Consider the following 23733-nt stretch of genomic DNA (forward strand, 5'->3'; position numbering starts at 1 on the left):
GATTTGATCAACAACGCCCGCTGGTTATGCCGCTCGCGTAACCGGGGTTCCAACTCGAATCCATACCGAACATGACGCTTGGCATCTGAACAACAACAAACGTCGTCGATTACAAGCGCTTGCATTAAAAGCTGCTCAACCAACGTTAGTTGCCGACGCGACACGTGTTTATAACCAACTACGCACTGCTTTTTCTTATGAGAACATCATTACCATCAAAAATGGCGTTGATTGTGAGAAGTTTAAGCCGATGTCGAAAGAACACGCGAGAGCAAAACTAAACCTGCCGACAGACAAACACATCATCGGTTGTGCAGGTCGACTAGAACATGTCAAAGGCCAAGACCAACTTATTAAAGCACTGACTCTTTTACCTGCAAACATGGTTGTCGCATTGGCTGGCGGCGGTACTAAACGCAATCAACTAGAGCAACTGACTAGCCGCTTGAATCTGAGTGACCGAGTCATCTTTCTTGGCTTAGTTGAAGACATGACCACGTTTTACGGAGCGTTGGATACGTTCTGCCTACCTTCACGCCACGAAGGGCTGCCGCTTTCTACACTTGAAGCTCAAGCATGCAATATTCCAACCGTCGCAATGGACGTTGGTGCCGTCGATGAAACCTTATGTCCAGTCAGCGGCGCCCTCGTCAAAAGCGGCAGCATTGTGGGGTTAGCTAGTGCGCTATTAGAAAAGCAAAATGAACGCTTTTTGTCACCTCGTCGTTACGTACTCGAAAACTTCGACATCATCAAAATGGTTTCGTCTTACAACGATATATCAGAAGGAGCTTACGCATGATTGATTGGTTGCTTGCGGGACTTTGTTTGTTTTCAGGTGCGTTGATTGTCTATCATCACGCAGCCTACCCTTTGTTACTGCGTTGGTATGCGAAAAGCCACCCCGCACGCAATGTTGAAGAGAGTCATCGTTGCTACAAAGAGGAACAGCAAGATTGCACGTTGCCGACCATCACCGTTCTTGTTCCTGCATTTAACGAAGAACAGTGGATCGCAGACAAGATTCGTAACCTTGCTTCACTCGATTACCCAAAAAAGAAGTTGGAAGTCATTATCGCTTGCGATGGTTGCACTGATAACACAGTCGCCATTGCACAAATGACCATACAAGAAGCGATGTGCAGTGATGTTTATTTTGAGATACATGACCATCAAGTAAACCGAGGTAAAGTCGCGGTTGTTAATGATGAAGTGACACGTATAACCAGTGATATCACGGCGATGAGTGATGTTTCTGCCCTTATTTCATTGGATGCTTTGCTTATAGCTGCCGCTCATTTTGAAAGTGACAAGGTTGGAGTGGTAAACGCAACGTATCAACTTTGTCCAACAGGCAATGAAGGCGAAAACACGTATTGGCAGTACCAAACCGCGGTTAAAGAGTCTGAGGCTTCATTAGGTTCTAGCTTGGGTTCTCATGGCGCTTTCTACTTGTTTAGAACACACCTGTTTGAACTGCTTCCACTCAACACTATTAATGATGATTTCATCTTACCGATGCAAATCGTTAAACAAGGTTACATCGCCGAATACGAAACCCAAATGGTTGCATTAGAGCTAGAAGAATCGAACCTAGAAACAGACTTCAAAAGAAGACTTCGTATTTCAGCGGGCAACATGCAACAAGCGATTCGATTATTTGCCTTGTTCAGCCCGAAGTTTAAAGGCATCGCGTTTGCGTTCTTTTCAGGAAAAGGACTTCGCCTACTCACTCCCTATTTAATGATTGTGTGCTTAGTGTGCTCAATCTTACTTAGCAACTACTTGGTATTTGAAGCGCTGTTATGGGCTCAAGTTGCCGTTTATACCATTGGCGTCCTTGGTTGCATCTTGCCAAAGCGTCTAGTAAACAAACCTATTTCATTAATCTCTTATTTGATAGTTGGACACTACGCCAACTTCATTGGTGGCATTCGTTACCTAATCGGACTAGAAAACTCACCTTGGACACGAGCAAATCATTAAGGACTTATTATGATTAACATTGAACAGCTATCTACCCAAAACCTATACCAATACAAAATCTCACGTGCTAAACGTACTTTCGATTTTGTAAGCTCACTGATTGCTTTGATTTTGCTAGCGCCCGTATTTCCGTTGATTGCGATGGCGATTGCACTCACTTCTCGTGGCCCTATTTTCTACCGTCAATTGCGCGTTGGTAAATCGACACCGGAGAAAATGGAAATCTTTGAGATCATGAAATTCCGTAGCATGTACGAGGATGCAGAAACTCGCTCTGGTGCAGTTTGGGCTACCGCGAATGACCCACGAATCACGCCTGTTGGCCGCTTTTTGAGAAAGACACGTCTTGATGAACTGCCACAACTGATCAATGTACTGAAAGGTGAAATGTCTCTAATTGGCCCGCGCCCTGAACGCCCTACTTTTTACACCAAACTAGAGAACGAAATTCCTTACTTTGCCGACCGCACATACGGTGTAATGCCTGGTATTACAGGGCTTGCACAAGTAAATCAAGGTTACGACACCTGTATTGATGATGTACGTCGTAAAGTAGGTTTTGACCACAGTTATGCACTAAGCCTATGTTCGGTTAAGTCTTGGATTGCCGCTGATCTCAGCATCATCTCTAAAACAATCATCGTAATGGTAGATGGTCGAGGTCGCTAAACCAGTATGGTCTAATGTGGATACAAAGCCTGTTTTCTATAAAGCCTTAGGGGGCGATTGGAGAGTCGCTAATGAAACACAGAGTGCCGAATTAGCCCACGTTAACTAGACTCGCTGCTCTCGGTTCTCAGTTGAATGGTGTAATAAGGTTTCTTCCCTATCAATTGACGTAAACATTGGCAATGAATGTATAACGCAGATGTGGCTTGAGTTAGGGATTAGAAATTAAGAGCTGAGAGCTCAGAATTAAGAATTATGAATTAAGAATTAAGAATTAAGACGAGAAAGCTTATATTCATAGAAAACCACGGCACTTTCGTCAGAGGCTTGCTCAACAAAACCTAGCTTATTAAGTAAGTGTGTAGAGGCTATGTTTGAACGGTCGACACCGCCAATCAGTGTGGACCATGACTCGGTTTTTGCGACTTCTGTGATGAAACTCTGCAATAACTCACTCGCGAAACCCTTGCCCCAGCATTCTTCTGCAAGCAAGTAGCCAATATGAGCATCACTTTCGTCTTCTACATAAGCGAACAGAAAACCAATTAATTGATTATCGTTGGATTTCACTTGAAGTAAGCGGCTCTCCGACAACATTCGGTCGAGCCAAATTTCAGCCAGCTCACCTGACACAATACCATGAAAGTATGGTGGAAGGTTTTCAACGACTGACGGGATTAGAATGCCAGGTACTCGCTCAAGCAGAGCCGAACGTTCAGGAACAGTAAGTTCACCTGCGACTTCTTCTACTTTTAGTCTTTGAGTTTCAAACGAGATCGCCATGTGTCCTGCCCAATTTGATAAAAATGTGGATTATACACCTGAGTTCTCGTGTTGGCTTCGTTTCCAGGCTAAAGCAAACTAAAGAACAGCCACGCCTTCAACTTCAATCACTGAGTTAACATTTGCTCGCTCGATTATCTTGAGTAACGTCGTTTGAACTAACTCATTATCTCGGATTTCGGTTTCACAAGAAAAACGCTCTTCTTGAACACCATCGCCCTCACCCAGCATAAATTGAACCGCGACTTCCGTTGCGAGATCTTTGGTCGTCCCGTAATACGCTAACGTGATTTTTGGGTATCCGTGGTCGCCTTTTTTAACCTGCTTTGCGATACGTTTTTTGGCTTTATCTAAATTCATACAACTTCCTTTTAAGTTTGAAATACAAGGTGACTAGAACACCTTTTTAAACGGTAAGCAATACAATCAGCGTTGGTTATAGAGATTCCCTAGCCTCTTGATACTAATCAAGATGGTACAGTCTTAGCACTTTAAAGAGTGATAGCTAGAACACAGAAAACCTGTTTAAGAAATATAATGACAACACATAAGAATTACGCGCCAAGAAGCGGTAGATGTTTTCGTTGTTGATAAGTTAAGGCTAACTCTAAGCACTGCTTGATTGGTGCTTTGGGAAGTGGTTCAGTTAGGTTCAAGACGATTGCCCGATTACCTTGAAATACCAATGTGCCATCGTGCAATTCTCTGAATGTGTCGACTAGCTTCGTTTGACAGTTAAAGAACAAGTAATAGTTGTTTGGTGACTTCAATTTCCAGTCGATTCGAATTGGGCTGCCCGTCTTAACGCTGTAACTCGGCTCGCCCCATTTCAGAGACTCTTCGACTTCAGCTAGTTCCAAATCAGAGCAAAGCTCAAAGATTAATGAACGCAACTCTTCAAGCCGAGCTCGAACATCATCGGGATACTCGTCGAAATGTGTTTTGATTGCTTGGTCCATTGAACCTCCGATCCACTTGTTGAGATATTAAAATGCAGCTCACTTAAAGCATACAGCCTTAAAAATTAGTCCAACTCAAAACGAAAAGTGCCAAGCCTCGTAAATCACTTTTGCGTTATCTGTTCGTTAGCGGTTTTCAACGCCAGCTTTAAACCGTCCGTATCCTTACAACCAATGTAAACATGCTTTCCATTGCTTAGGCTTAACTTAAGCGCTGAACCTATCGATGCATTATACAACCAACCATCGCTCAGCATTCGGATACCAATACCTTGATACCACTTGCTTTGATAAAACGATGTCTCTGTAATGTCTGACACTTCTACATTCTTACGCCAAAAACCAAAGCCGAAATACCAGCTTAGTACATTGTCTTTAACCTCAATTGTCATGGAGAAAAAGAGCAAAGCAATTAAACCATTGATGGCGTGAGCGATTAATGTCCCAGGGTTATTATCCGAGGTAACGACAATGAAAGCACTTATCGCAACAAGGATGAGCAGCAATCCCTTGTTGGATTCCTTACTATAAAACACAGTGGCAACTCCTATAGACAACGAACAATCAACTAACTAGCCAACAGTTATCTTACTGCAGCCTTTCTAAAAAATCGTAGCAAGTAATGCAGGCATACTCCCACAACCAAACCAAGTAGCATCGCCTTGATACTACCAACCCAAAGTATCAAACCAGAATAACCTTGTCCCGGACCTAAGCCTTGTTTATTAATCACATCGACAAACATAAAACCGTTCCACAGCACATGCAGTGAGGCTGTAAATCCATGCACACAAATTGCGATGGTTCCAAGTAACTTGTACTTGTTAATAACTGGTGCGCCACAAAAAATGACAACAAGCGCAAATGTAAAAATCAGAGGGCCAGACAGTACTAAAGTGAGTGTAATTACTTCAACGTGGCTCTCTATGCCATAACTGTATGTACAAAATACCATTGTCATTGAAAACAAAAGCGAAATGAGTGCGAACCATAGCGTTCTATTCATTGGGGTTCCCTGCCTTAATAGTGGGTTTAGGACAAATTCGATAATCGACAGGAAGAACTAATTACCAAAAATACGGCATGAGAAATGCCCTTGTTACTCTACTATTCGATGGACGACTCAGACTTTCATAAACCCAATGTAACGGAAGACTTAGAACACAAGCTAGATAACAAAAACACCTCTCACCTGCGCGCCTAACTACATACCTTTTTGAGCTTCCTGTTGAACCCAAACAACATTTTCGTTTGAAGTTGGAACCTCAAACCAAGACCAAAACAGATCTAACATTTCAGGTGTCATTTCATAAGACCTACCATTCAGTTCCGAGTTACGGCTGAATGCTCTCTCCTTGCAAGTCTCAAACGGAACATCAAGATAGTGAACTTCGCTGTCCACACCTAGGTTTGATGCCCAGCTTGTAAAAGAATCCCGATCAGACTCACGCCAAAAACCAAAGTCAAAAATCACAGGGACACCCAAAGAAAAGAGCTGCATTGCAGAGTCCTTGAATAAACCTTGTAACGTAGCCAGCCGGCTATCAAAAACCTCACGCTCCATATGCTCGCCATACAAAGGAATCATCCACTCATCGATTGAGAAACGAAAGGCGCCATGCTTTTCTGCAAGCGCTTTCGAGTAAGTCGTCTTACCCGAACCGATAAAGCCACATACGAAATAGATTTTAGTCATGATTCCCCTTTAGCCTCCCTGTTACGCATGATTCTTTCTATTAGAAGTGTACCAATGCTGCTCACTACAAACGTAAAAGCAAACGCCACAATTGGCCGATAGAAATCAAACGTACCATCCGTCATAAAAAAGTACTGATGAATTGCGACACCAAAGCCAATCCCTAATGCCAGCTTCAAGTTCTTGAAAATTCCTTTTTTCATGTTCATTCCCTCGTAGAAAGCAAAACAATGTATAGGTGTGAGTGACGTTACGAACAGATCTTAAATCATTGCGACGTAAACACTGAAATTGAAGTAAGCCGAAAATAACGCCGTTGAGCATCCGTTTTCAGTGCTATGTCAGGCTAATTTTTCCTGACGTTCTTGAGTGCATGTTTGACCTTGTCGTAAATAAAACTAAGAAGTGCACCGACAAAGACAAATAAACCAAGGTCAATCAGAGCAAGTTTAAGACTGAACGGGTCTGAAAACAGGTTATAGGTGAATCCCATTTGCAAACCAATAAATTTAGTTAAAAAAACTGTAGGTATGATCAGAAGTATATTCACGTATTACCTGAAAAATTGACTAAAGAAGTAGAGTTCTAAAGCACATACTACTTTTGCTCATTTCTCAGGCAAGGAAATAGGTCTCGATTTACCCTGAAACGGGGATGCAATATGAATTTCAACACGATGAGTGGTGCGCCCTGTTCAAGGCGGAGTAACGCAATGCCGAAGCAGCCTTATACTTCTTAAATGGCTAATACAAAGGCATAGTTAAAATGCCGTGTGTTGTGAATCACTCTTGAACAGCTCGGATGGATAATAAGCACTCCAATCTAGTAAGATGAGGCTCAGACTTGCTATACGTTACTTCCAAGCTCAGAATTTGGCCTCAACTTATTGCTAAAAACGAACAGGCAACTAACCAAAATGCCTATCTCGAAAAGCTGACATAGAAAAGATGCTGTCTTAAACACCAGACCAGATTCCATCCAGGGCATCGCTATTTCCATTAGCACAGCGGCAAAAACCAAAGCATACCCAACCCATTGATGCCACTTACCTAACATGGGTGAAAAATGATAGAAAGCTAACAAATAGAGCACCGAAAAAAAAGGCATTATAAACCAAGTGAAATATTCAAGAATTTCAACTAACGAGCGACCAACTTCGCCCAAAATCGCCATTAGAATCGGGATAATAAAATTGAGTATCATGTAAAGAAACGGGTAGATAAGAATACCCAAGGTAAGATACCGAACCGACTTTTTAACTCTAGTTTCCACTTGTACTACCTTCTCAAGTTGGAGTAGCGCATGACTCCCAATTAACTTGCTTAGCAATACAAAGATTCAGCATTGTGCCATAAACACTAAAACTGGAGTAAAAGCAAAAATGCCAAGCGTTGGGAATCCCTCTTAAATTGCTTGTTATGAATCAGAATTTCTCGACAACTTGAGAAACTCACTACCAATATCATCTGAATAGCATGTTGCAATTTGCATCATTACAATTGCATCCATTGACGGTCTTAACATAAGTAACGCACTCGTCACTTGAAGTAGACTAATTGCAGTCGCATGAGCAGGGTCAGTCATCCCCGAATTACTCTGCCCCACAACTAATATATCTTCTTCACATTCTTCGAGAGCTAAACGATTTCTTAATCCTTTTGAGCCAGCGTGAATATTTTGGCTTGCCCATTTATAGTAAGGACGTAAGTGCTCAAGACCAACGTCTTTTTCAATTGCACCAAAGCCAACACGATTATGCGCAGGAAACAAATAAGCGGCCCATCCGTAGTGTCCTGAGTAACCTTTTCCGTATTTTTTAATTAGGTCATCGTAGACCTTTTTTACTTCTTGTATTTCTGTGTCTGTTGGTGCTTTTGCTTGAAGTCTGCTTTCATATTTCCGGTGCTCTTTCATGGCATCGTAGGAATCCACAACATCATGAAAGTAAAATCTTTCTGCACACTCTTGACCATGTTTAGCGATAAACAATGCAGTAGCACTCACTTCATGCAACGCCCTCCAGCGTGAATGCGCTGCATCAGGGAAACCATTTTTCATTAAGCATAAAATTTCATTTGCGATGTGGCAGGCTCTCGCATGATGACGAACTAAAAGATCAAATACCAAATCTCCTTGTTCCGCTGCTTGAGGGCGATGTTCAGAGTTTAAGGTTTCACCTGCTTCAGTACAAATCACGATATGAGTTTCTAGAAGATCAAAGCCTGACTTCCACCTGTCAACGTTCCTATCAGCAAATGAATTGTAGTCATACCTGCGATTTGAAAGCATTTCTGGCATCGAACTGGCCAATGATGCACCTATTGCATCTACGAAATCAGGTGTTATATCTGCTATTAGCATTTCTATATCCAAATCTTTAGCTTTATCTGGATTTTCGGCAATCAAATCTTCAATGAACTTCTCGAATTGTTCTTGAATAGTGCTCATAAGTCTCCCTGATTCATAACAGCTATTAGACTGAAAAATTCTGCATTCAAATACAGAATCATTCTATCTAGTTTCATATGCATATTAATTTACCACGATTAATCACAGCAATTCAGTGACTTAAAACATAGATAGACTCATTGAATGACAAAATGCAGAATATTTCTATATAGTATGAATTTCGCAAAAACCCCGCTCTACTAGATATAAAAACAGTACCTCTGCGCATACCCCAAAAACAAAAAAGCCTGCCATTTATGCGAACATAAATGGCAGGCTTTATACGTTAATTAAATTTGTTTGTGGCTAGCTTACGCGGCTTCGAATGCGAGGGCTTTCTTCTCTACTTGGCGGAAGATCAGCGTTAGTATGCCGTTTACTGCTAAGTAGAATGCGCCGGCGATACCAAACACAGTAAGTGTGTCGTAGGTTTGGCCGTTGATACGCTGAGCGTAACCCATCAAATCCATGATGGTGATGGTGCTTGCCAGTGACGTACCTTTGAAAACTAGAATCACTTCGTTCGAGTAAGCTGGAACGGCGCGGCGTAGTGCATATGGCAGTAACACTTTCAGCGTTGCGATTTTGTCCATACCAAGTGCGCGACATGCTTCCCACTGCCCTGCTGGAATGGCGTTGAATGCGCCTCTGAACAGTAGCGTGCTGTATGCCGCGGTGTTCAAAGCTAATGCTAACATTGCGCAGAACCAAGGTTGGCTTAACCAAGTCCACATGAAGCTTTCACGAATCCAATCGAACTGACCCGGGCCGTAATACACCAAGAAGATTTGAACCAACAATGGTGTGCCAGTGAACAGCGTGATGATGCCACGAGTGAACCAGTGAATCGCCGGTATTCTTAGAATTAGCGTTACCGTCATCAGCAGTGACAAGATACAACCAACAAGCAATGAAGCGCCTGTGAGTTGAAGACTGGTCACTAAGCCTTCAAGCATTTGAGAGAGGTATTGTTGATTCATGCCATTGCCCCTTTGTTACCCAAACCTTGAATAGAGAACTTACCATCAATCACTTTTACCAATCTTTGTGTGATTAAAGTGATGACCAAGTAGATTGCTGCTGCTGTCGCGTACCAAGTAAATGCTTCGTGCGTTGCAGCGGATGTTAGTTGTGCTTGTTTCAACAAATCTGTTACGCCAATTAGCGAAACTAATGCAGTGTCTTTCAGTAACACTAACCATTGGTTGGTTAACCCTGGTAGTGCGTGTCTTACCGCTTGAGGTAACACGATACGAAAGAATGAACGTGATTGAGAGATACCAAGCGCGCTTGCTGCTTCTCTCTGCCCTTTGCTTACTGCTTTTAATGCACCACGCAAGGTTTGCGAAGCGTAAGAAGCAAAGATAAGTGACAGTGCAACAACACCAGATAAGAACGGGCTCACTTCTATGAAGTCGCCAGTGATCATGAACAGAACTTGTGTCGAACCAAAGTAGATAAACAGTACGACCAGAATTTCTGGTAAACCACGAACAATCGTCACAAATGCAGTCGTTGGCCATTTGATTGCAATACGACGAGACATCTCACCACTTGCAAACAAAACTGCTAGAACCAATCCAACCAATAGGCTTACGAACGCAAGCTGAACAGTCATCCAGCTTGCTTCGACGAGCCCTAAAGAGTAACCCGTTAATTCCATAAATTACTTACCGAAGTACTTGTTGAAGATCTTGTCGTATTCGCCGTTCGCTTTCACTGCTGCAAGTGCAACGTTAAGCTGGTCTACAAGTTCTTGGTTGCTCTTGTTTACTGCGATACCAAAGCCGTTACCGAAGTACTCTTGGTTTGTTACTTGATCGCCAACGTACGTTAGGTTGTCTTCTTTCTTGAACCATTCTGCTACAACGGCTGTGTCACCGAATACAGAATCGATACGACCGTTTTTCATGTCGATGAATGCATCTTGGTAGCTTGAGTAAGGTACCGCTGTTACGCCAGTCATTTGCTCAAGTAGGAAGCTCTGGTGAGTAGAACCGTTTTGAACGCCAACACGCTTACCTTCTAGTGCTGCTTGGTCTGCGACTTTGCCTTCGAAAGAAATGAATGCTGCAGAGTTATCGTAGTATGCGTTAGAGAAGTTCACTTGTTTAAGACGCGCTTCTGTGATGTCCATTGCCGAGATAGCCGCATCGTAACGTTTGAATTTAAGTGCAGGGATCAAGCTATCGAATGCTTGGTTGTGGAAAGTACACGTTGCTTTCAGCTCTTCACAAAGTGCGTTTGCTAAGTCTACGTCAAAACCCTGAATTTGGTTGTTCTCATCCATGTATTCGAATGGTGCGTACGTTGCTTCCATCGCGAATTTGATTTCTTCTTTAGCCGCTGCGTTAAAAGAAGCAAGGCCGATAAGTGAAGCTAGTAGAATCTTTTTCATTTTGTTACTCCGAATACTGTGTAATAGCGGCCTGTGGCCATTCTTATAATTTGATTGTTTTAATTGATGTTGTGTTTAGCTAGATCTAGTGAGTCAACTTTCTTTTAATAAGTGACTTACTTAATGAGTCAGATACTCGGCAAACTCAGGTGTCTGCGGATTAACGAATGAATCGCTGGTGCCGTGTTCAACGATGTACCCTTTCTCTAGGTACAGAACGTGGCTAGCAATCTTCTTCGCGAAATCGACTTCATGCGTCACGACCACTTGGGTAATGCCCGTTCCGCTCAATTCTTTAATAATGCTCACGACTTGGTTGGTGATCTCAGGATCAAGCGCCGCTGTTGGTTCATCAAACAACAACACATCCGGTTTCATCATCAGCGCACGTGCAATCGCAACACGCTGTTGTTGACCGCCAGACAGTTGAAGTGGCCAAGCGTCTGCTTTGTCGGCAAGTTGAAGTGTCTTTAGGACTTCTTGCGCTTGCTTAATCGCTTCTTGCTTATCCAAACCCGCCACTTTGGTTGGTGCTTCAATCAAGTTTTCCATCACCGTCATGTGTGGCCATAAGTTGTATTGCTGGAACACCATGCCGACTTTACGACGAAGTTTAAGCCCCTGCTTCTCTTGGATTTGGCTTGAAAAATCGAATTGCTCATTCGCAATGTCTAATTCGCCGTTGTCCGCGATTTCAAGCAGGTTCAATACACGCAGTAATGAACTCTTGCCCGCGCCGCTTGGGCCAAGCAATACCAAGGTTTCGCCGCTCTCACAGTCGAAACTGATGTCGTGAAGAACTTGGGTATCACCGTATGATTTGTTGATGCTCTTTACTTGAATACTCATGCCACAATACTGCATTAATTGTCATTTATTGGTTATTCTATTCAATCCGAGGTTTTATGCAAGAAAAATGTATAAAAAACTACTTTGTTGAATTTTTGTAACAAATATTGCACAAAAAACAGTCGCTATAACTGGTCTTACAACCAAAACTCGCAAGCCATTGATAAAGCTAATATCGAGATAAAAAGCAAACGTTTTGCTATCAATTTATAAATCATCGCATGGTTGCTTGTTTATATGTGCACTCTCCTATCAACGCTAATTTACTTGCATAAAAATTAAGGTTAAATAGCTTGGTTCCCTATCCAACTGACTGGATCAAAATGCTTAGTTTTCCTTTAAGGTCGCTTCGAATTATTCACTTAGTGTTGATGAAATATTGGAAATTGAGTTTCCTGGGGAGCGTCACAGCGCAATAAATGCTTTAATGGGTTCTATTCTCAACAACAATTACTTCCCAGCGAACAACGCGCAGTACCGGCAATAAGTCATAAGCAATTAGCAACAAGCCATCTATTTTTAAAGCGACAACACATTAAGGCAGTCATATGCAAAACGATGTCTCTTCTACGCTCGACTCAAACCAGCGACAGACTCAGCGATCGACTCAACAAGCGCCAGAACCCAAACCTGAGAAAAAAAGCCTCAGTATTTTGTTTGAGCTGAGTAAATTCATTCAGCCTTATAAAGGTCGTGTTATTGCGGCGTTGATCGCGTTGATCTTCACAGCGAGCTTAACCCTCTCAGTCGGACATGGTATTCGTCTTCTCATCGACCAAGGTTTTAGCCAACAATCACTTTCAGATTTAGGCAGCGCGATTCAGTTCATCATGGTCGTGGTCGTGTTGATTTCGATTGGTACTTTCTTCCGCTTCTACTTGGTTTCTTCTGTTGGGGAACGCGTGAGTGCAGACATTCGCTTATCGGTTTTCAATCATGTCGTGACGCTGCATCCGAGTTACTTCGAAACCAATGGCAGTGGCGACATCATGTCGCGCATTACAACGGATACTACTCTGCTTCAAAGCATCATAGGTTCATCGTTCTCTATGGCGATGCGCAGCGCGTTGATGTGTATTGGTGCAATCATCATGCTGTTTGCCACCAACATTAAGCTGACGTTGATTGTATTGGCCTCGGTGCCATTTATCTTGATCCCGATCCTTGTCTACGGGCGTCGTGTCAGAGCCCTATCTCGTCAAAGTCAGGATTCGATGTCTGATGTGGGTTCTTACGCAGGTGAAGCGATTGAACACATTAAAACGGTGCAAAGCTACAGCCGAGAAGAGCAAGAGAAAGCGTCATTCGCGGTTGAAGTTGAAAAGGCATATGAGATTGGTCGCCAACGTGTAAAACAGCGCGCGATTCTTATCTCTGGCGTTATCGTGATTGTATTTAGTGCTATTGCAGGCATGCTTTGGGTTGGCGGCAGTGATGTTATCAACGGCACTATGTCGGCAGGTGACTTAGCCGCGTTTGTGTTCTACGCAATCATGGTTGCTTCGTCATTAGGTACGATTTCAGAAGTTATGGGCGAACTGCAACGCGCGGCAGGTGCGACCGAGCGCTTAATCGAGATCCTACAAGTTGAAAGCCATATTGTTGCGCCAGTTGCGAACCCAACCTCGCTTGCTAACGTAACGCCAGAAGTAGCATTTGATGATGTGACCTTCTGTTACCCATCAAGACCGGACCAACCCGCAACAAGCAACCTCACGCTCACTGCCCATGAAGGCAAAGTGTTAGCATTGGTTGGCCCGTCTGGCGCAGGTAAAACCACCCTGTTCGAACTGCTGCAACGTTTCTACGACCCACAAGTGGGTAAAGTGACGTTAGGCGGCGTTGAACTCAATCAGTTTGATCCGAACGAGCTGAGAAAGCAGATGGCATTGGTGCCGCAGCAACCTGCTCTGTTCAGTAACGATGTGTTCCATAACATTCGCTACGGCAACCCGCAGGCAACAGACGAGCAAGTGATCGAAGCAGCCAAGAAAGCGCACGCACACGAGTTTATTCAAAACCTACCTGATGGCTACAACAGCTTTCTTGGTGAGCGTGGTGTAAGGCTTTCTGGTGGGCAGAGACAACGTATTGCGATTGCTCGTGCCATCCTAAAAGATCCGAATATTCTATTGTTGGACGAAGCAACCAGCGCACTAGACAGCGAAAGTGAGCACCACGTACAACAAGCGTTAGAAGAGTTAATGCGTGGCAGAACAACGATTATTATCGCCCATCGATTATCAACAATTAAACACGCCGACCAGATTGCAGTGCTCGATAAAGGACAGCTAGTAGACATCGGCGACCACCAGTCTCTCATCAATAGCTGCGAATTGTACCAACGCTTAGTTGAGCTGCAATTCAAACACCTTAGTGCCTAACTATTGAGTGGATGTGCAACTAAGTCACTGACATTGTGTGGTTTCAAGCTTCAAAAACTTAAATCACGCGTGTTGCAGTTTTGTTAATTTAGCGGTAGGGTTTTTATTCCAATAACAACTTATCCCTACATAACAATAAGAGAGTTCGCATGGAAGCACTATTATCTGACTACCCGGTAGTAACAGAAATCCCTGTCGCTTGGGGAGAAATGGACGCACTCAATCACGTTAACAACGCTGTATATTTTCGCTATTTCGAAACCGCTCGCTTAGATTTTTTCAAGCACGTTGAGTTGATGGAAGAGATGGCGATTACCAAAGTTGGCCCTGTTCTTGGTGACACTTACTGTAAGTATTTCCGCCCAGTCACGTATCCAGATACCTTGATGGTTGGCTCACGTGTTACCGATATTCAAGATGATCGGTTCACAATGGAATACGCGATTGTCAGTAAGGCTCAACAGAAACTGACGACCGTTGGCACTGCGACTATCGTGATGTTTGATTTTGCTTCGAACCAGAAAGCCCTGCTCTCGCTGCGCTTAACCAATGAAATCGAAAAGATGAACACGTTGAAAAGCCCATGCTTCAAACAAGAAGCCGTGACAGAATAACGTATTCGTTGGTTGAGAAAGATTCAGAAAGTTTCAGACATTAAAAAGGCCACTCGATTGAGTGGCCTTTTGTTTATTGGTTCAGAGTGCTTATAAGCGGTTGAGCGTTATAAACCTTGAACGCTCTTTGCGTTAGAAGCTATAAGCCTTACAGCCCATAGACATTGAACCCTATAAACCTTGTACGCTATAGACCTTGCACGTACTGAGCATTAGTTCGAACTTCAACCATCTGCTCTAGGTTCTGTTGTGAACCTTCAACGCCGTTCAGTAGCGCTTCGAAATGCTTGATAAGCTCAACTTTGTCTTTCACTTCTTTAGAACCTGCACCGATGTTGGTTAGGTCAATGAAGAACTCGTCGAACAGACCAGAGAAGTCAGTTACTGCGTCGTGGTTCAAGAACTGCTCGTGGTTGTAAATGCTTGGGTAGCCACCCTTCTGTTTATCAACCGCAAAAGAGATGCCTTTCACGTTGGTAATCGTGGTCGCTTTCTCACACTTCAACATACAACCTGCTTCGATGCTTGGCTTGTTACAACCCACGGTTCTTTGGAAGAAACACTGACGGCTGGTCATCATCAAGATTGGGTGGTAAATGCTGTAGAACAGTTTGAAGTTCTCTGGGCGACGAATATGACGAATCTGACCTTTGTTGATCTCGTTCGAAATGAATGCGCCTGCACAGTTCAGCTCTTCTTTCAGAGTAACCAGTGCGTGAGAGTTGGTCGTGTTCATGAACGGGCCTGCAACCCACTCAATACCCATCTCGTAAGCTTTGTAAGCAATACCCGTGTTGTTGGTTACGATGCGAGCTGGCTTGATCTCTTCAAGAATACGAACCGCTTCGTCGTAATCTTTACCGATCAATACCGCTGGGAACCAAGGAATCAAACGTGGGTTTGCTGCCAAGATGTCGATGTACTTGTTACAACGCTTCTTGAAGCTTTCTGGAAGTTTGAAGTAAACATCCGCGTCAGTCACGTCATACAGGTGTAAGTCTTCTACATCGGCGATAAGCATCGACATAGTCGGCTTCTCGTTCACTTTAGGGTGCTGAGGCAGTGCTGGCACTTCAACGTGCTTAATCACTTCCACAGAGCCGTTCAGAATGAAGTCGATCTCGTCTTTTAGGTCTGAAACTTCTTTTAGAGGAATCAACAAGCCTGCATCCACTTCACTGAAGTCGTGGCTTTCTAGCGTGTGAACTGCACTCTTCACGTTTTTGAAGCGCTTCTCAAGTAGCTCTTGAGTAATCGCCTTCTCTTCAACCGCTTTCAATAGCGATTTAGATTGAAGAGTAAAGTTCTCTTTTGGCGTGTTCACAGTCACCGTAAATGGTTGACCCACTTTTGCGCTGAACGACAGTGCTACTGGTGTCTTGCGAATATCAAGGAACTCGATCTTGTCACGCATTTCGTTACCAAGAACGTCTTTCGCTTGGTGAAGTTCGTTGGTCACTTCTTGAATCTGTACAACTGAGATTTCGTTGTTCTGCTCCGTCGCTTTTTCAACAGCGTAGTTCATGCTGTTGTCGCGCGGGTTATCGATGAACATGTCTTTCGTTAGGTTGCCCTTTAGGAAAGAGTTGGTGAAATCACGGTTGAATACTTTGTGTAGGTTCGAATCGTCTTCGATCAACAAACCACTTTCTACAAAGCTATCAATCTGTTTACGCCATGTGTCTACCACAGTGTAAACGTAGTGTGCGCCTTTAATACGGCCTTCTACTTTCAATGAGTCGACTTTCGCATCAACCAATTCAGGTAGGTCGTAGTAAGCTGAGTTATCTTTCAGGTTAAGTGGGAACTTGTTGCCCGCGTTGGTGATTTCGTACTCATCACGACACGCTTGGCTACAACGACCACGGTTACCTGAGTTACCCACACTTACTGAGCTTGAGTAACATTGACCAGAGAATGCGATACACAGAGCGCCGTGTACGAACACTTCGGTTAATACGTCGTGATCGTGTGCCACTTCCGTCAGCATCTTGATTTCAGGCAGGTTCAACTCACGAGACAAGTTAACGCGCGTCGCGCCAATCTTAGACAAGAACTTAATCTGACCTTCGTTGTGCGTAGTTAACTGAGTCGACGCGTGAACGTCTAACGATGGGAAATGCTTCTTAACCAGGTTGAATAAACCCAAGTCTTGAACAATGATGCCGTCCACTTTGGTGTTCACAAGCTGGTTCAGCAGTTTGGTGATGCTCTTAGTCTCGTGCTCCAGTAGCACAACGTTAAGAGTCAGGAACACTTCACAGCCGTATTCATGAGCAAGGCGAATCACACCATTCAATTCGTCTAACGACAGGTTAGAGGCTCTGTTACGAGCGTTGAATGTGTCTAAACCACAATAAACTGCATTAGCACCCGCTACGATGGCGGCTTTTATCGCTTCTACATCGCCACCTGGGGCTAATAACTCAATTTTTCTGCTCATTTTTGAAGTCGCTCACTTACTTATAATTTTTAAGCCGCGTATTCTACCCACATCACGATCTCTTTACCACCGTACAACACTTTTCAAACTAAATGACCTCAATAATGCCGAACGAATCCGATCTACCTATCCTTTATTCTTTACGCCGTTGCCCTTATGCAATGCGCGGACGAATGGGCATCGCACTATCACAGCAAAAAGTGTTACTTCGAGAAATTGTTACCAAAGACAAGCCTAGCGAACTATTGGCCAGTTCGCCAAAAGGAACAGTGCCTGTATTGGTGTTACCCAATGGACAAGTCATTGAACAGAGCTTGGATGTGATGAACTGGTCACTTCAACAAAACGATCCTCAAGATCTTCTGCGTTCAAGCAATCCAACGCTTAGCGAACAAGTTCAGCAGCTCATTAAAACCAACGATGAAGAATTTATTGGTCACTTAGAAAGGTATCGTGCATCGGTTCGTTACCGAAACATCGATGTTGAACAACGCCGACAAGCCTGCGAAACCTTCATTAAGCAGTTAGAAGTGCGACTTACCGATCAGCCCTACTTTTTTGGAGAAAGCCCAAGCTTGGCCGATTTTGCGGTGATGCCTTTTGTCAGCCAGTTTGTGCGGGTCGAAAAGAAGTGGTTTGTGCAATCTGAATACCAAAACGTAGGACGTTGGTTAAGAGCGCACTTGGAAAGTAAGCTCTACACCCAAGTCATGAAGCAATACCCTTTGTGGAATGAAACCAAGCAAGATTGTCTTTTTGGATAACTTAAGAAAATTTTGGGTGACTTAAGGGTATCTAGGGTGATCTAGGGGAATTCTGGAATAGATAATTCCTAGGTATTAAAGTAGTTACGTGACACTTTATCTTCTTTGTAAAGAACAGATATTCAAAGGCTTAACTGGGATTCCGTTGTCTCTTTACCGGTAACGACTGTCTCTTAACTGGCAAACACAGTCTAAGCTAAGCCTTTTGTTCATTTTAACCTGATCACTGAATCGCTATCGAAATCTCGACTTCAGTTTCACCTTTGTATAGTTCAAAATCTGTCGTGTAAGTTCTCACATGTGGGCAGTCAGCAGCGCTGAAATACGCCCACACTTCACCCCATAGGTCGATCACAGCTTGTGGTAATTCACCTTCAGCAGAAAACGTTAAGTATTTACCTGCTTGTATTTCGGTTTCTACAAGCGTATCAACATTCTGATCCGTAAGTGCATTAGTACACGCGATAACATCAAATTCGCCCGTAAAGTCAGACTCGTAGTTAGTGTAAACGCCATACACTTTTGAATCCGGTGTTAATTTCGGAAATGCTTGGTCAAAAAAGCCCTGCCACAATTGCCCTATCTTGGCTCTTGCTGGGTCCATCTCATCGGTATTGGTGGTTCTTACTGAAAAACCATACGCCTTTACGGCTTCTATCGTTTCAACTTTCATTCGTTCTATTCCTAAGCCAATTGACGATCTAACTGTATTGAATCCAATGTTTTATAAGATAACGATGCTAATCTTGTATCTCTTTATGGCCACATTTTTCACAGACAAGGTGACGAGAAAACTCATCCATTGACGCGACAAACGGGCCAAGGAACCAACCTTTTATCATGCCTGCCCAAAACTCACTTCGCTTTTGGTTAGGTTTGTCTGCAAACGCACTCGTCTTTCTGACCAACACAACAACATGTTGTGTCTCTTCTCTGCACGCGGTGCAATAGCATTGTTCTATGGTTCTATTCATTTGAAAGCCTATGACGTTTTGAATGAAACATGCTGAAAGTGAGGGTTGTCGACACAGACATCCAATGTCGCTATTTGAGTTAATACGACAAGTTGTTGCTCGCCTTGAGTACTGACTTTAATGCACTCTTCACGGCTATCATTGCGTTGAGTATCTAATCCGACACATTCAATCTGCTCGCCAGATTTCAGCGTTAATTTGATTGGGTATCGGTGCATACACACAATCTCAATATAATCGTAATCGTTGCAACTAATCATAATACCCTTCCAATTCATCCACCACGCTAATGCGACATGCCATACTATTCAATATCTTTACAATCAATAAGTTACTCGTATCACAATCGCATTGCCATAATCAGATTATTGAGTAATTTGTTAAATTTAATCTCGTTCTCACCATTCACATTTCATCTGTGAACGACAATTTAAGGCTTCAAGAATCCTTTCCAATAATGGTACAAACCACCAATGTCTGAAGAACACATTAGCGACATTGCGCCTTTGATTTGTTCTTCGCTCCATTCCCACCATTTCATTTCTAGCAACTGAGCGATTTCAGTCTCATTGAAACGATAACGGATATGGCGTGCTGGGTTTGAACCGACAATCGAGTATGGCGCGACATCTTTAGTCACAACCGCTCGACTTGCGATGATGGCTCCGTCACCAACCTTAACACCACTCATGATCATGGCTTCTGTACCAATCCACACATCGTTACCAATCACGGTATCACCAGAGCGTTCAAAGCCGTCTATCGCACCTTCAAACTTCTCATCGTCTTGATAGAAAAACGGGAAGGTACTCACCCACTGGTTTTGGTGGCCTTGGTTGCCCGCCATCATAAACACGGCGCCAGAACCAATCGAGCAGTAGCTGCCAATGATCAGCTTATCGATGTCGGTTCTATCCGGTAATAGGTAACGCGCACAGTCATCAAAGCTGTGGTTATGGTAGTAACCCGAGTAATAGCTGTGCTCGCCCACGATGATGTTTGGGTTGGTCACTTGTTCTTTGAGTGACTTTCCAACAAACGGGCTTTCAAAATAGTTTTTCATGGTTGTACTCTTAGTTTCGTTCTTTTAGTTAGGTACTTTTGTTGCGTGTTGATGGTTTTAACTTGTTTATATTAGTGTAAAGGCAAACGTGCCCTATTGACCGCCTGCAATATCAATAAACGAGCCGGTGACATACGAAGCTTCGTCTGATAATAACCACGCGATAGAGTTCGCGACTTCTTCTGGTGTGCCACCTCGTTGTAACGGTAACTGCGAAGCTAGTCTGTCTACGCGATCTGGCTCTCCGCCGTCTGCATGCATCTCAGTATAAATACAACCTGGCCTTACGCCATTCACTCGGATATTGCGTGAAGCTAATTCAAGCGATAAGCCTTTGGTGAGTGAATCCATCGCACCTTTCGATGCTGCGTAATCCACATACTCAAACGGTGCGCCAGTACGAGAAGCGGCAGACGATACATTCACAATCGAACCCGCGCCATCGGCTTGTTTGATAAAGGCTTTACTGCACAGAAAGCAGCTTGATACGTTGGATTTCATCACCTTTTCAAAGCGATCCAATTCAATATCAACCAATGGTGACTGGGTAAACAAGATCCCGGCATTATTGACCAAGTGCGTCACTGGACCTAGCTTATTACGAGCAATCTCAAATAAAGATTTCACATCCGATTCAACAGACACATCCGCACGCACGCTTATCGCGGTTCCGCCTTGTTCACGAATCTCGTCTACTAGATCTTCAGCTCGCGACTCATTGTGTATGAAGTTAACGCATACAGCATAGCCTTTACTGGCCAACAATTTAGACGTTGCTGCGCCAATGCCTCGGCTTCCGCCGGTTACAACCACTACCTTGCTCAATGAAACCTCCTAATGTTTACTTATTCTGTGCAACCTGATTGTTCGTGACAAACTGATCGTATCGATACAAACTAATTGTTCGATACGATCTGAACCCACTGCGATCGCCACGCCGGCGCTTCGAATGGGTCTGGCCAAAACTCAGTTTGCTTTTGAATTAAACCGTCAACCACCGTGTGAAAGGTGATCACTCGGTCTTTCAACACACTGTCAGTGACCGAAACGTCCGTGACTACCGTATCACCTTCACAGACAATCGAATTGAGCGTGAATTCCCAAACACCATTGGCTGGGTATTCAGTATTGATTGCAGTGAAGTTGTCGCGCCCTAACGTCAATTCAGACGACTGCGGCCAATAGCCTTCAAAATCTGCGGTTAGCCATTCACCTGCCTTTGCAAAATCATTACTGCGCATTGAATCCCAAAATCCCAATACCACTTGTTTTGGTGTCATTATTCTTCCTTAAAGTTATTTACGTGTGGTGATTTTTAAATGTCGGCTTCGTTATGCGTACTTGCTAATGATCGTTAAAAGATCATCGACACTGTTAGCAATGTAATCGGGCTTGGTTTGCCAATTTTCAGGTTTCGATCGGCTATAACCTGCTGCAACGGCAATCACTTTTGCGTTTTTACCCAGCGCGGCTTCAATATTGCGAGCAAACTGTGTGTCCGCTTCATGGTCACCGATGTACATCAAACAAAGCTCGTTAGTCGGATCGGCGCCAAATATGTTCTCGACACATTTCACACCACCAAATGGATGGGGTTTTTGGTTACCGTTCGAGACATCGTCATAGCCCACGACCGATTTAAACAAATCACCAATGCCATAACTGTCGAGCACACCACGAATATTCAATTGAGAGTTTTGAGAGCAGATCCCATGTGGAAGATGAGCAAACTGATTAACCACGGTTTCCATTCCTTCAAACAAGGCAACGGCTGTTTGGTTTTTCTCTTGATGCTCTGCCCACATTCCACCAGCGATCAACATTTCATCGTGTGATAAACCGTAATAATCGACATATAAGGCTTGCCAGTTTTTAGCCCCGTGGTTGGCTTCATGATAAAGCGCTTCGCTGAGCAAATATTTAGGTAAGTTATCACCTGACAAGTGTGGCGCGACTAAAGAGATAATATCTTTTGTGATTGCGATATTCTTTGGAACGGAATTGACTATGGTTCCATCGTAATCCCACAGGATGGCATCTAACTTCATACACTATCTCTTTGTTTCGATTAGTAATTTGAATTTATCATTCATAAGCCTATTTAGGGCAATTTTATTGTCTTGAATTTCGAAATTTGTCGAATAGAAGCAAAGCTAGAGAACAAACCGTTACTAGCAAACAAAAACCAAACAGTGTTTGCTCACATCACTGCTTTATCAATTGCAATATATGCGTATAATCCCCGCTCCATTGCGCTATCGCCGTTAAAAATAGCGCCATTCAACATTTTTAATGAGTACCCAATGTCGAAACTATTTTTCAAAGGCCGTATCGAAACAAGACAGAACCACGTTCTTGCTGGCTACAACGTAAACCGCGATGTGAAAGCGGGTACTGAAGAATCTCCAATCGCAGTAATGGTTCAAACTGAAGCGCGCAAAGCAGAAGTTGAAGCACTAGCCGCTGAAAATACTATCTTCGTTACTGTTACAGTCGACGCAGACAAAGAAGAGAACACCATCGAGCTTGATACTCTACTGAACAAGCCAAAAACGATGACGTTTGAAAAGACCCCTAACCGTAACGATCCGTGTTCTTGCGGCAGCGGTAAAAAATACAAGAAGTGTTGTGCATAAGGCTTCTCACTCAAACTGCCAATAGCACGATGAGTTAAGTAATATCTAACGGGAAGATCATTGAGGTCTTCCCGTTTTTATTTGCCTAAGCCAAACTCACAAACTCACAAACTCAGTCGAGGTTGTCTGGTGTATTCAGATATGTTCCACATTGGGTACATTTGTAATCACCTGTCGCGCCCGAACCTGTAACACCAAAAGATAGAAACTCCGATAAAATTCGTTGGAGTAAGCTCGGTTCTTTATCTTCAGCTTGTGGTGCCTTTTGCACTTGGCTACTGAACATCGTGTACCTATGCAGTGTAAGTTCCTTACAGTTACAGCAGAACGCTCTCGTCTTCTCACTTCCATACATAATATCTATCGCCTTAACTCAAAGCACAAATTCAACACATGGCAAATATGCCACATGTTGAGTTAAATCTATATATTTTCATGAAGTTATGAGCAAATTAAAGCGTTTCAAAGAAAGGTAAGCTCTCGACTGTTAAGTGACGTGTTGATGAACAAAGTTATTCAATTCAGTCACGCTTCTGATGATGTAAACCTCTTTCTCTTTAGCACGCAATTCTAACTGCGCTTTAAAGTCGTCATTCCAAAATTTAGGACACAGTTTTAGTGTCTTATAACTTTGTATCGTGCCTTTTATAACTGAACTTCCATCAGGCCAGCCTTCAGGTTTAACGAATAGACCTTTGAGCATTCGCTTGGTTACAAACCAGTAGCTAATTGAATAAGGAAGGTCGATATAAACCAAGGTATCAGCTGCATCTAAACGTGTGTTGAACGATCCTAGAGGGCCAAAACCATCGATGATCCAGCTTTCTGACTTAAGTATGCTCTCATGAGCCTGCTCGAATACTTCACGTTCAACAAACTCTCCGTTGGCCTTATAAACAATAGAATCTAACTGGTGAAGCTCTATCCCTGTAGCTAGTGCTAACGCCTTGCTGATTGTGGATTTTCCACTCCCAGGCTTGCCAAAAACCGCGATCTTTTTCATATGACTTCCTCTATTCAGATAAAACCCATAAGACAGCGACAAAAAACCCACCTTACGGGTGGGT

Annotated in this window: 29 protein-coding genes and 1 pseudogene; 7 read left to right on the top strand and 23 right to left on the bottom strand. The window is 43.4% G+C overall.

Annotated features, from left to right (window positions below; genetic code table 11):
* Positions 1 to 19: 19 nt before the first annotated feature.
* The 3 genes and pseudogenes from AB4323_RS08915 to AB4323_RS08925 all read left to right on the top strand — a co-directional run.
* Positions 20 to 802 (top strand): annotated as a pseudogene (locus tag AB4323_RS08915) (glycosyltransferase); the annotation flags it as partial.
* Positions 799 to 1986: a glycosyltransferase family 2 protein gene (locus AB4323_RS08920; protein WP_102333318.1), complete on the top strand. Its 1188-nt coding sequence runs from the start codon at positions 799 to 801 to the stop codon at positions 1984 to 1986. The pseudogene AB4323_RS08915 and the gene AB4323_RS08920, both read left to right, overlap by 4 nt.
* A gap of 9 nt (positions 1987 to 1995) precedes the next feature.
* Positions 1996 to 2655: a sugar transferase gene (locus AB4323_RS08925; protein ID WP_017059580.1), complete on the top strand. Its 660-nt coding sequence runs from the start codon at positions 1996 to 1998 to the stop codon at positions 2653 to 2655.
* 267 nt (positions 2656 to 2922) lie between these two features.
* Here the strand turns inward: AB4323_RS08925 and AB4323_RS08930 are convergent, their stop codons facing one another.
* From AB4323_RS08930 to artP, 13 genes are all read right to left on the bottom strand, one after another.
* Entirely contained in the window at positions 2923 to 3438 is a 516-nt protein-coding gene (locus tag AB4323_RS08930) for a GNAT family N-acetyltransferase (RefSeq protein ID WP_102333317.1), read from the bottom strand.
* A gap of 78 nt (positions 3439 to 3516) precedes the next feature.
* Positions 3517 to 3798, bottom strand: coding sequence for a hypothetical protein (locus AB4323_RS08935; RefSeq protein WP_017059577.1), 282 nt, complete (start codon positions 3796 to 3798; stop codon positions 3517 to 3519).
* Positions 3799 to 3992: 194 nt separating this feature from the next.
* A complete protein-coding gene (locus AB4323_RS08940; protein WP_102320222.1) occupies positions 3993 to 4397 on the bottom strand; it encodes a DUF1801 domain-containing protein in 405 nt (134 codons plus the stop codon).
* A gap of 104 nt (positions 4398 to 4501) precedes the next feature.
* Positions 4502 to 4954, bottom strand: a complete 453-nt coding sequence (locus tag AB4323_RS08945) for a hypothetical protein (RefSeq protein ID WP_102333316.1) — start codon at positions 4952 to 4954, stop codon at positions 4502 to 4504.
* A 26-nt stretch (positions 4955 to 4980) separates the two neighbouring features.
* Positions 4981 to 5403, bottom strand: coding sequence for a hypothetical protein (locus AB4323_RS08950; RefSeq protein WP_102333315.1), 423 nt, complete (start codon positions 5401 to 5403; stop codon positions 4981 to 4983).
* A gap of 198 nt (positions 5404 to 5601) precedes the next feature.
* Positions 5602 to 6093: an ATP-binding protein gene (locus AB4323_RS08955; RefSeq protein ID WP_102333314.1), complete on the bottom strand. Its 492-nt coding sequence runs from the start codon at positions 6091 to 6093 to the stop codon at positions 5602 to 5604.
* Positions 6090 to 6296, bottom strand: coding sequence for a hypothetical protein (locus tag AB4323_RS08960; RefSeq protein ID WP_102333313.1), 207 nt, complete (start codon positions 6294 to 6296; stop codon positions 6090 to 6092). The genes AB4323_RS08955 and AB4323_RS08960 overlap by 4 nt, the downstream gene beginning before the upstream one ends.
* 643 nt (positions 6297 to 6939) lie before the next feature.
* Positions 6940 to 7365, bottom strand: coding sequence for a hypothetical protein (locus AB4323_RS08965; protein WP_372058637.1), 426 nt, complete (start codon positions 7363 to 7365; stop codon positions 6940 to 6942).
* Positions 7366 to 7509: 144 nt separating this feature from the next.
* Positions 7510 to 8541 (bottom strand): DUF5677 domain-containing protein, encoded by a 1032-nt coding sequence (locus AB4323_RS08970; RefSeq protein ID WP_372106276.1) that lies wholly within the window; start codon positions 8539 to 8541, stop codon positions 7510 to 7512.
* A gap of 311 nt (positions 8542 to 8852) precedes the next feature.
* Positions 8853 to 9521 (bottom strand): arginine ABC transporter permease ArtM, encoded by a 669-nt coding sequence (gene artM / locus AB4323_RS08975; protein ID WP_017068344.1) that lies wholly within the window; start codon positions 9519 to 9521, stop codon positions 8853 to 8855.
* Positions 9518 to 10204 carry an arginine ABC transporter permease ArtQ gene (gene artQ, locus AB4323_RS08980; RefSeq protein ID WP_017078229.1) on the bottom strand — a complete coding sequence of 229 codons (687 nt, stop codon included), beginning with the start codon at positions 10202 to 10204 and terminating at the stop codon, positions 9518 to 9520. The genes artM and artQ overlap by 4 nt, the downstream gene beginning before the upstream one ends.
* A gap of 3 nt (positions 10205 to 10207) precedes the next feature.
* Positions 10208 to 10939, bottom strand: a complete 732-nt coding sequence (locus tag AB4323_RS08985) for a lysine/arginine/ornithine ABC transporter substrate-binding protein (RefSeq protein ID WP_017070691.1) — start codon at positions 10937 to 10939, stop codon at positions 10208 to 10210.
* A gap of 120 nt (positions 10940 to 11059) precedes the next feature.
* Positions 11060 to 11788 (bottom strand): arginine ABC transporter ATP-binding protein ArtP, encoded by a 729-nt coding sequence (gene artP / locus AB4323_RS08990; RefSeq protein WP_032545343.1) that lies wholly within the window; start codon positions 11786 to 11788, stop codon positions 11060 to 11062.
* A 548-nt stretch (positions 11789 to 12336) separates the two neighbouring features.
* Here artP and AB4323_RS08995 point away from each other — a divergent pair.
* Positions 12337 to 14172 carry an ABC transporter ATP-binding protein/permease gene (locus AB4323_RS08995; protein ID WP_017061820.1) on the top strand — a complete coding sequence of 612 codons (1836 nt, stop codon included), beginning with the start codon at positions 12337 to 12339 and terminating at the stop codon, positions 14170 to 14172.
* Between the two features lie 149 nt (positions 14173 to 14321).
* Entirely contained in the window at positions 14322 to 14786 is a 465-nt protein-coding gene (locus AB4323_RS09000; protein ID WP_017061819.1) for a thioesterase family protein, read from the top strand.
* Between the two features lie 187 nt (positions 14787 to 14973).
* Here the strand turns inward: AB4323_RS09000 and AB4323_RS09005 are convergent, their stop codons facing one another.
* On the bottom strand, positions 14974 to 17229 hold the full coding sequence (locus AB4323_RS09005; protein WP_102333308.1) for a peptidase U32 family protein: 2256 nt from the start codon (positions 17227 to 17229) through the stop codon (positions 14974 to 14976).
* Positions 17230 to 17402: 173 nt separating this feature from the next.
* Here AB4323_RS09005 and AB4323_RS09010 point away from each other — a divergent pair, with 173 nt between their 5' ends.
* Positions 17403 to 17993, top strand: coding sequence for a glutathione S-transferase (locus AB4323_RS09010; RefSeq protein WP_240799499.1), 591 nt, complete (start codon positions 17403 to 17405; stop codon positions 17991 to 17993).
* A 223-nt stretch (positions 17994 to 18216) separates the two neighbouring features.
* Here AB4323_RS09010 and AB4323_RS09015 read toward each other — a convergent pair whose 3' ends face one another.
* The 7 genes from AB4323_RS09015 to AB4323_RS09045 form a co-directional block, all read right to left on the bottom strand.
* Entirely contained in the window at positions 18217 to 18666 is a 450-nt protein-coding gene (locus AB4323_RS09015) for a GyrI-like domain-containing protein (protein ID WP_102319784.1), read from the bottom strand.
* Positions 18667 to 18733: 67 nt separating this feature from the next.
* Positions 18734 to 18967, bottom strand: coding sequence for a hypothetical protein (locus AB4323_RS09020; RefSeq protein ID WP_017068340.1), 234 nt, complete (start codon positions 18965 to 18967; stop codon positions 18734 to 18736).
* Between the two features lie 8 nt (positions 18968 to 18975).
* Positions 18976 to 19227 carry a Rho-binding antiterminator gene (locus AB4323_RS09025; protein WP_017068339.1) on the bottom strand — a complete coding sequence of 84 codons (252 nt, stop codon included), beginning with the start codon at positions 19225 to 19227 and terminating at the stop codon, positions 18976 to 18978.
* A gap of 170 nt (positions 19228 to 19397) precedes the next feature.
* The gene (gene catB / locus AB4323_RS09030) at positions 19398 to 20030 is read right to left on the bottom strand and encodes a type B chloramphenicol O-acetyltransferase (protein ID WP_017063920.1); all 633 of its coding nucleotides are present in this window, start codon (positions 20028 to 20030) and stop codon (positions 19398 to 19400) included.
* Positions 20031 to 20123: 93 nt separating this feature from the next.
* The gene (locus AB4323_RS09035; protein ID WP_102333306.1) at positions 20124 to 20855 is read right to left on the bottom strand and encodes a glucose 1-dehydrogenase; all 732 of its coding nucleotides are present in this window, start codon (positions 20853 to 20855) and stop codon (positions 20124 to 20126) included.
* A gap of 71 nt (positions 20856 to 20926) precedes the next feature.
* Positions 20927 to 21310 carry a nuclear transport factor 2 family protein gene (locus tag AB4323_RS09040; RefSeq protein WP_102333305.1) on the bottom strand — a complete coding sequence of 128 codons (384 nt, stop codon included), beginning with the start codon at positions 21308 to 21310 and terminating at the stop codon, positions 20927 to 20929.
* Positions 21311 to 21361: 51 nt separating this feature from the next.
* Positions 21362 to 22078, bottom strand: a complete 717-nt coding sequence (locus tag AB4323_RS09045) for an HAD family hydrolase (RefSeq protein ID WP_017061811.1) — start codon at positions 22076 to 22078, stop codon at positions 21362 to 21364.
* Positions 22079 to 22333: 255 nt separating this feature from the next.
* On the opposite strand from AB4323_RS09045, the gene AB4323_RS09050 reads away from it, so the two are divergent.
* Positions 22334 to 22666 carry a PBPRA1643 family SWIM/SEC-C metal-binding motif protein gene (locus AB4323_RS09050; RefSeq protein WP_017068336.1) on the top strand — a complete coding sequence of 111 codons (333 nt, stop codon included), beginning with the start codon at positions 22334 to 22336 and terminating at the stop codon, positions 22664 to 22666.
* Positions 22667 to 22778: 112 nt separating this feature from the next.
* Here the strand turns inward: AB4323_RS09050 and AB4323_RS09055 are convergent, their stop codons facing one another.
* Complete coding sequence (locus tag AB4323_RS09055) at positions 22779 to 23021, bottom strand: hypothetical protein (protein WP_029235167.1); 243 nt, start codon at positions 23019 to 23021, stop codon at positions 22779 to 22781.
* 132 nt (positions 23022 to 23153) lie between these two features.
* On the bottom strand, positions 23154 to 23669 hold the full coding sequence (locus tag AB4323_RS09060) for an adenylate kinase (protein WP_065583646.1): 516 nt from the start codon (positions 23667 to 23669) through the stop codon (positions 23154 to 23156).
* Positions 23670 to 23733 lie beyond the last annotated feature (64 nt).

The organism is Vibrio sp. 10N.261.52.C11 (assembly GCF_041471405.1).
Taxonomy (GTDB): domain Bacteria; phylum Pseudomonadota; class Gammaproteobacteria; order Enterobacterales; family Vibrionaceae; genus Vibrio; species Vibrio crassostreae_C.

What these genes read in the sequence shown, in the direction of transcription:
- AB4323_RS08920 (WP_102333318.1), top strand. Translation starts at nt 799, where the DNA reads ATGATTGATTGGTTGCTTGCGGGACTTTGTTTGTTTTCAGGTGCGTTG.
- AB4323_RS09045 (WP_017061811.1), bottom strand. Translation starts at nt 22,078, where the DNA reads ATGAAGTTAGATGCCATCCTGTGGGATTACGATGGAACCATAGTCAAT.
- AB4323_RS08960 (WP_102333313.1), bottom strand. Translation starts at nt 6,296, where the DNA reads ATGAAAAAAGGAATTTTCAAGAACTTGAAGCTGGCATTAGGGATTGGC.
- AB4323_RS09020 (WP_017068340.1), bottom strand. Translation starts at nt 18,967, where the DNA reads ATGAATAGAACCATAGAACAATGCTATTGCACCGCGTGCAGAGAAGAG.
- AB4323_RS09055 (WP_029235167.1), bottom strand. Translation starts at nt 23,021, where the DNA reads ATGTATGGAAGTGAGAAGACGAGAGCGTTCTGCTGTAACTGTAAGGAA.
- AB4323_RS09015 (WP_102319784.1), bottom strand. Translation starts at nt 18,666, where the DNA reads ATGAAAGTTGAAACGATAGAAGCCGTAAAGGCGTATGGTTTTTCAGTA.
- AB4323_RS08995 (WP_017061820.1), top strand. Translation starts at nt 12,337, where the DNA reads ATGCAAAACGATGTCTCTTCTACGCTCGACTCAAACCAGCGACAGACT.
- AB4323_RS09060 (WP_065583646.1), bottom strand. Translation starts at nt 23,669, where the DNA reads ATGAAAAAGATCGCGGTTTTTGGCAAGCCTGGGAGTGGAAAATCCACA.
- AB4323_RS08950 (WP_102333315.1), bottom strand. Translation starts at nt 5,403, where the DNA reads ATGAATAGAACGCTATGGTTCGCACTCATTTCGCTTTTGTTTTCAATG.
- artP (WP_032545343.1), bottom strand. Translation starts at nt 11,788, where the DNA reads ATGAGTATTCAAGTAAAGAGCATCAACAAATCATACGGTGATACCCAA.
- AB4323_RS09005 (WP_102333308.1), bottom strand. Translation starts at nt 17,229, where the DNA reads ATGAGCAGAAAAATTGAGTTATTAGCCCCAGGTGGCGATGTAGAAGCG.
- AB4323_RS09050 (WP_017068336.1), top strand. Translation starts at nt 22,334, where the DNA reads ATGTCGAAACTATTTTTCAAAGGCCGTATCGAAACAAGACAGAACCAC.
- AB4323_RS09025 (WP_017068339.1), bottom strand. Translation starts at nt 19,227, where the DNA reads ATGATTAGTTGCAACGATTACGATTATATTGAGATTGTGTGTATGCAC.
- artM (WP_017068344.1), bottom strand. Translation starts at nt 9,521, where the DNA reads ATGAATCAACAATACCTCTCTCAAATGCTTGAAGGCTTAGTGACCAGT.
- artQ (WP_017078229.1), bottom strand. Translation starts at nt 10,204, where the DNA reads ATGGAATTAACGGGTTACTCTTTAGGGCTCGTCGAAGCAAGCTGGATG.
- AB4323_RS08935 (WP_017059577.1), bottom strand. Translation starts at nt 3,798, where the DNA reads ATGAATTTAGATAAAGCCAAAAAACGTATCGCAAAGCAGGTTAAAAAA.
- AB4323_RS08970 (WP_372106276.1), bottom strand. Translation starts at nt 8,541, where the DNA reads ATGAGCACTATTCAAGAACAATTCGAGAAGTTCATTGAAGATTTGATT.
- catB (WP_017063920.1), bottom strand. Translation starts at nt 20,030, where the DNA reads ATGAAAAACTATTTTGAAAGCCCGTTTGTTGGAAAGTCACTCAAAGAA.
- AB4323_RS09040 (WP_102333305.1), bottom strand. Translation starts at nt 21,310, where the DNA reads ATGACACCAAAACAAGTGGTATTGGGATTTTGGGATTCAATGCGCAGT.
- AB4323_RS09000 (WP_017061819.1), top strand. Translation starts at nt 14,322, where the DNA reads ATGGAAGCACTATTATCTGACTACCCGGTAGTAACAGAAATCCCTGTC.
- AB4323_RS08955 (WP_102333314.1), bottom strand. Translation starts at nt 6,093, where the DNA reads ATGACTAAAATCTATTTCGTATGTGGCTTTATCGGTTCGGGTAAGACG.
- AB4323_RS08930 (WP_102333317.1), bottom strand. Translation starts at nt 3,438, where the DNA reads ATGGCGATCTCGTTTGAAACTCAAAGACTAAAAGTAGAAGAAGTCGCA.
- AB4323_RS09010 (WP_240799499.1), top strand. Translation starts at nt 17,403, where the DNA reads ATGGGCATCGCACTATCACAGCAAAAAGTGTTACTTCGAGAAATTGTT.
- AB4323_RS08985 (WP_017070691.1), bottom strand. Translation starts at nt 10,939, where the DNA reads ATGAAAAAGATTCTACTAGCTTCACTTATCGGCCTTGCTTCTTTTAAC.
- AB4323_RS08940 (WP_102320222.1), bottom strand. Translation starts at nt 4,397, where the DNA reads ATGGACCAAGCAATCAAAACACATTTCGACGAGTATCCCGATGATGTT.
- AB4323_RS08925 (WP_017059580.1), top strand. Translation starts at nt 1,996, where the DNA reads ATGATTAACATTGAACAGCTATCTACCCAAAACCTATACCAATACAAA.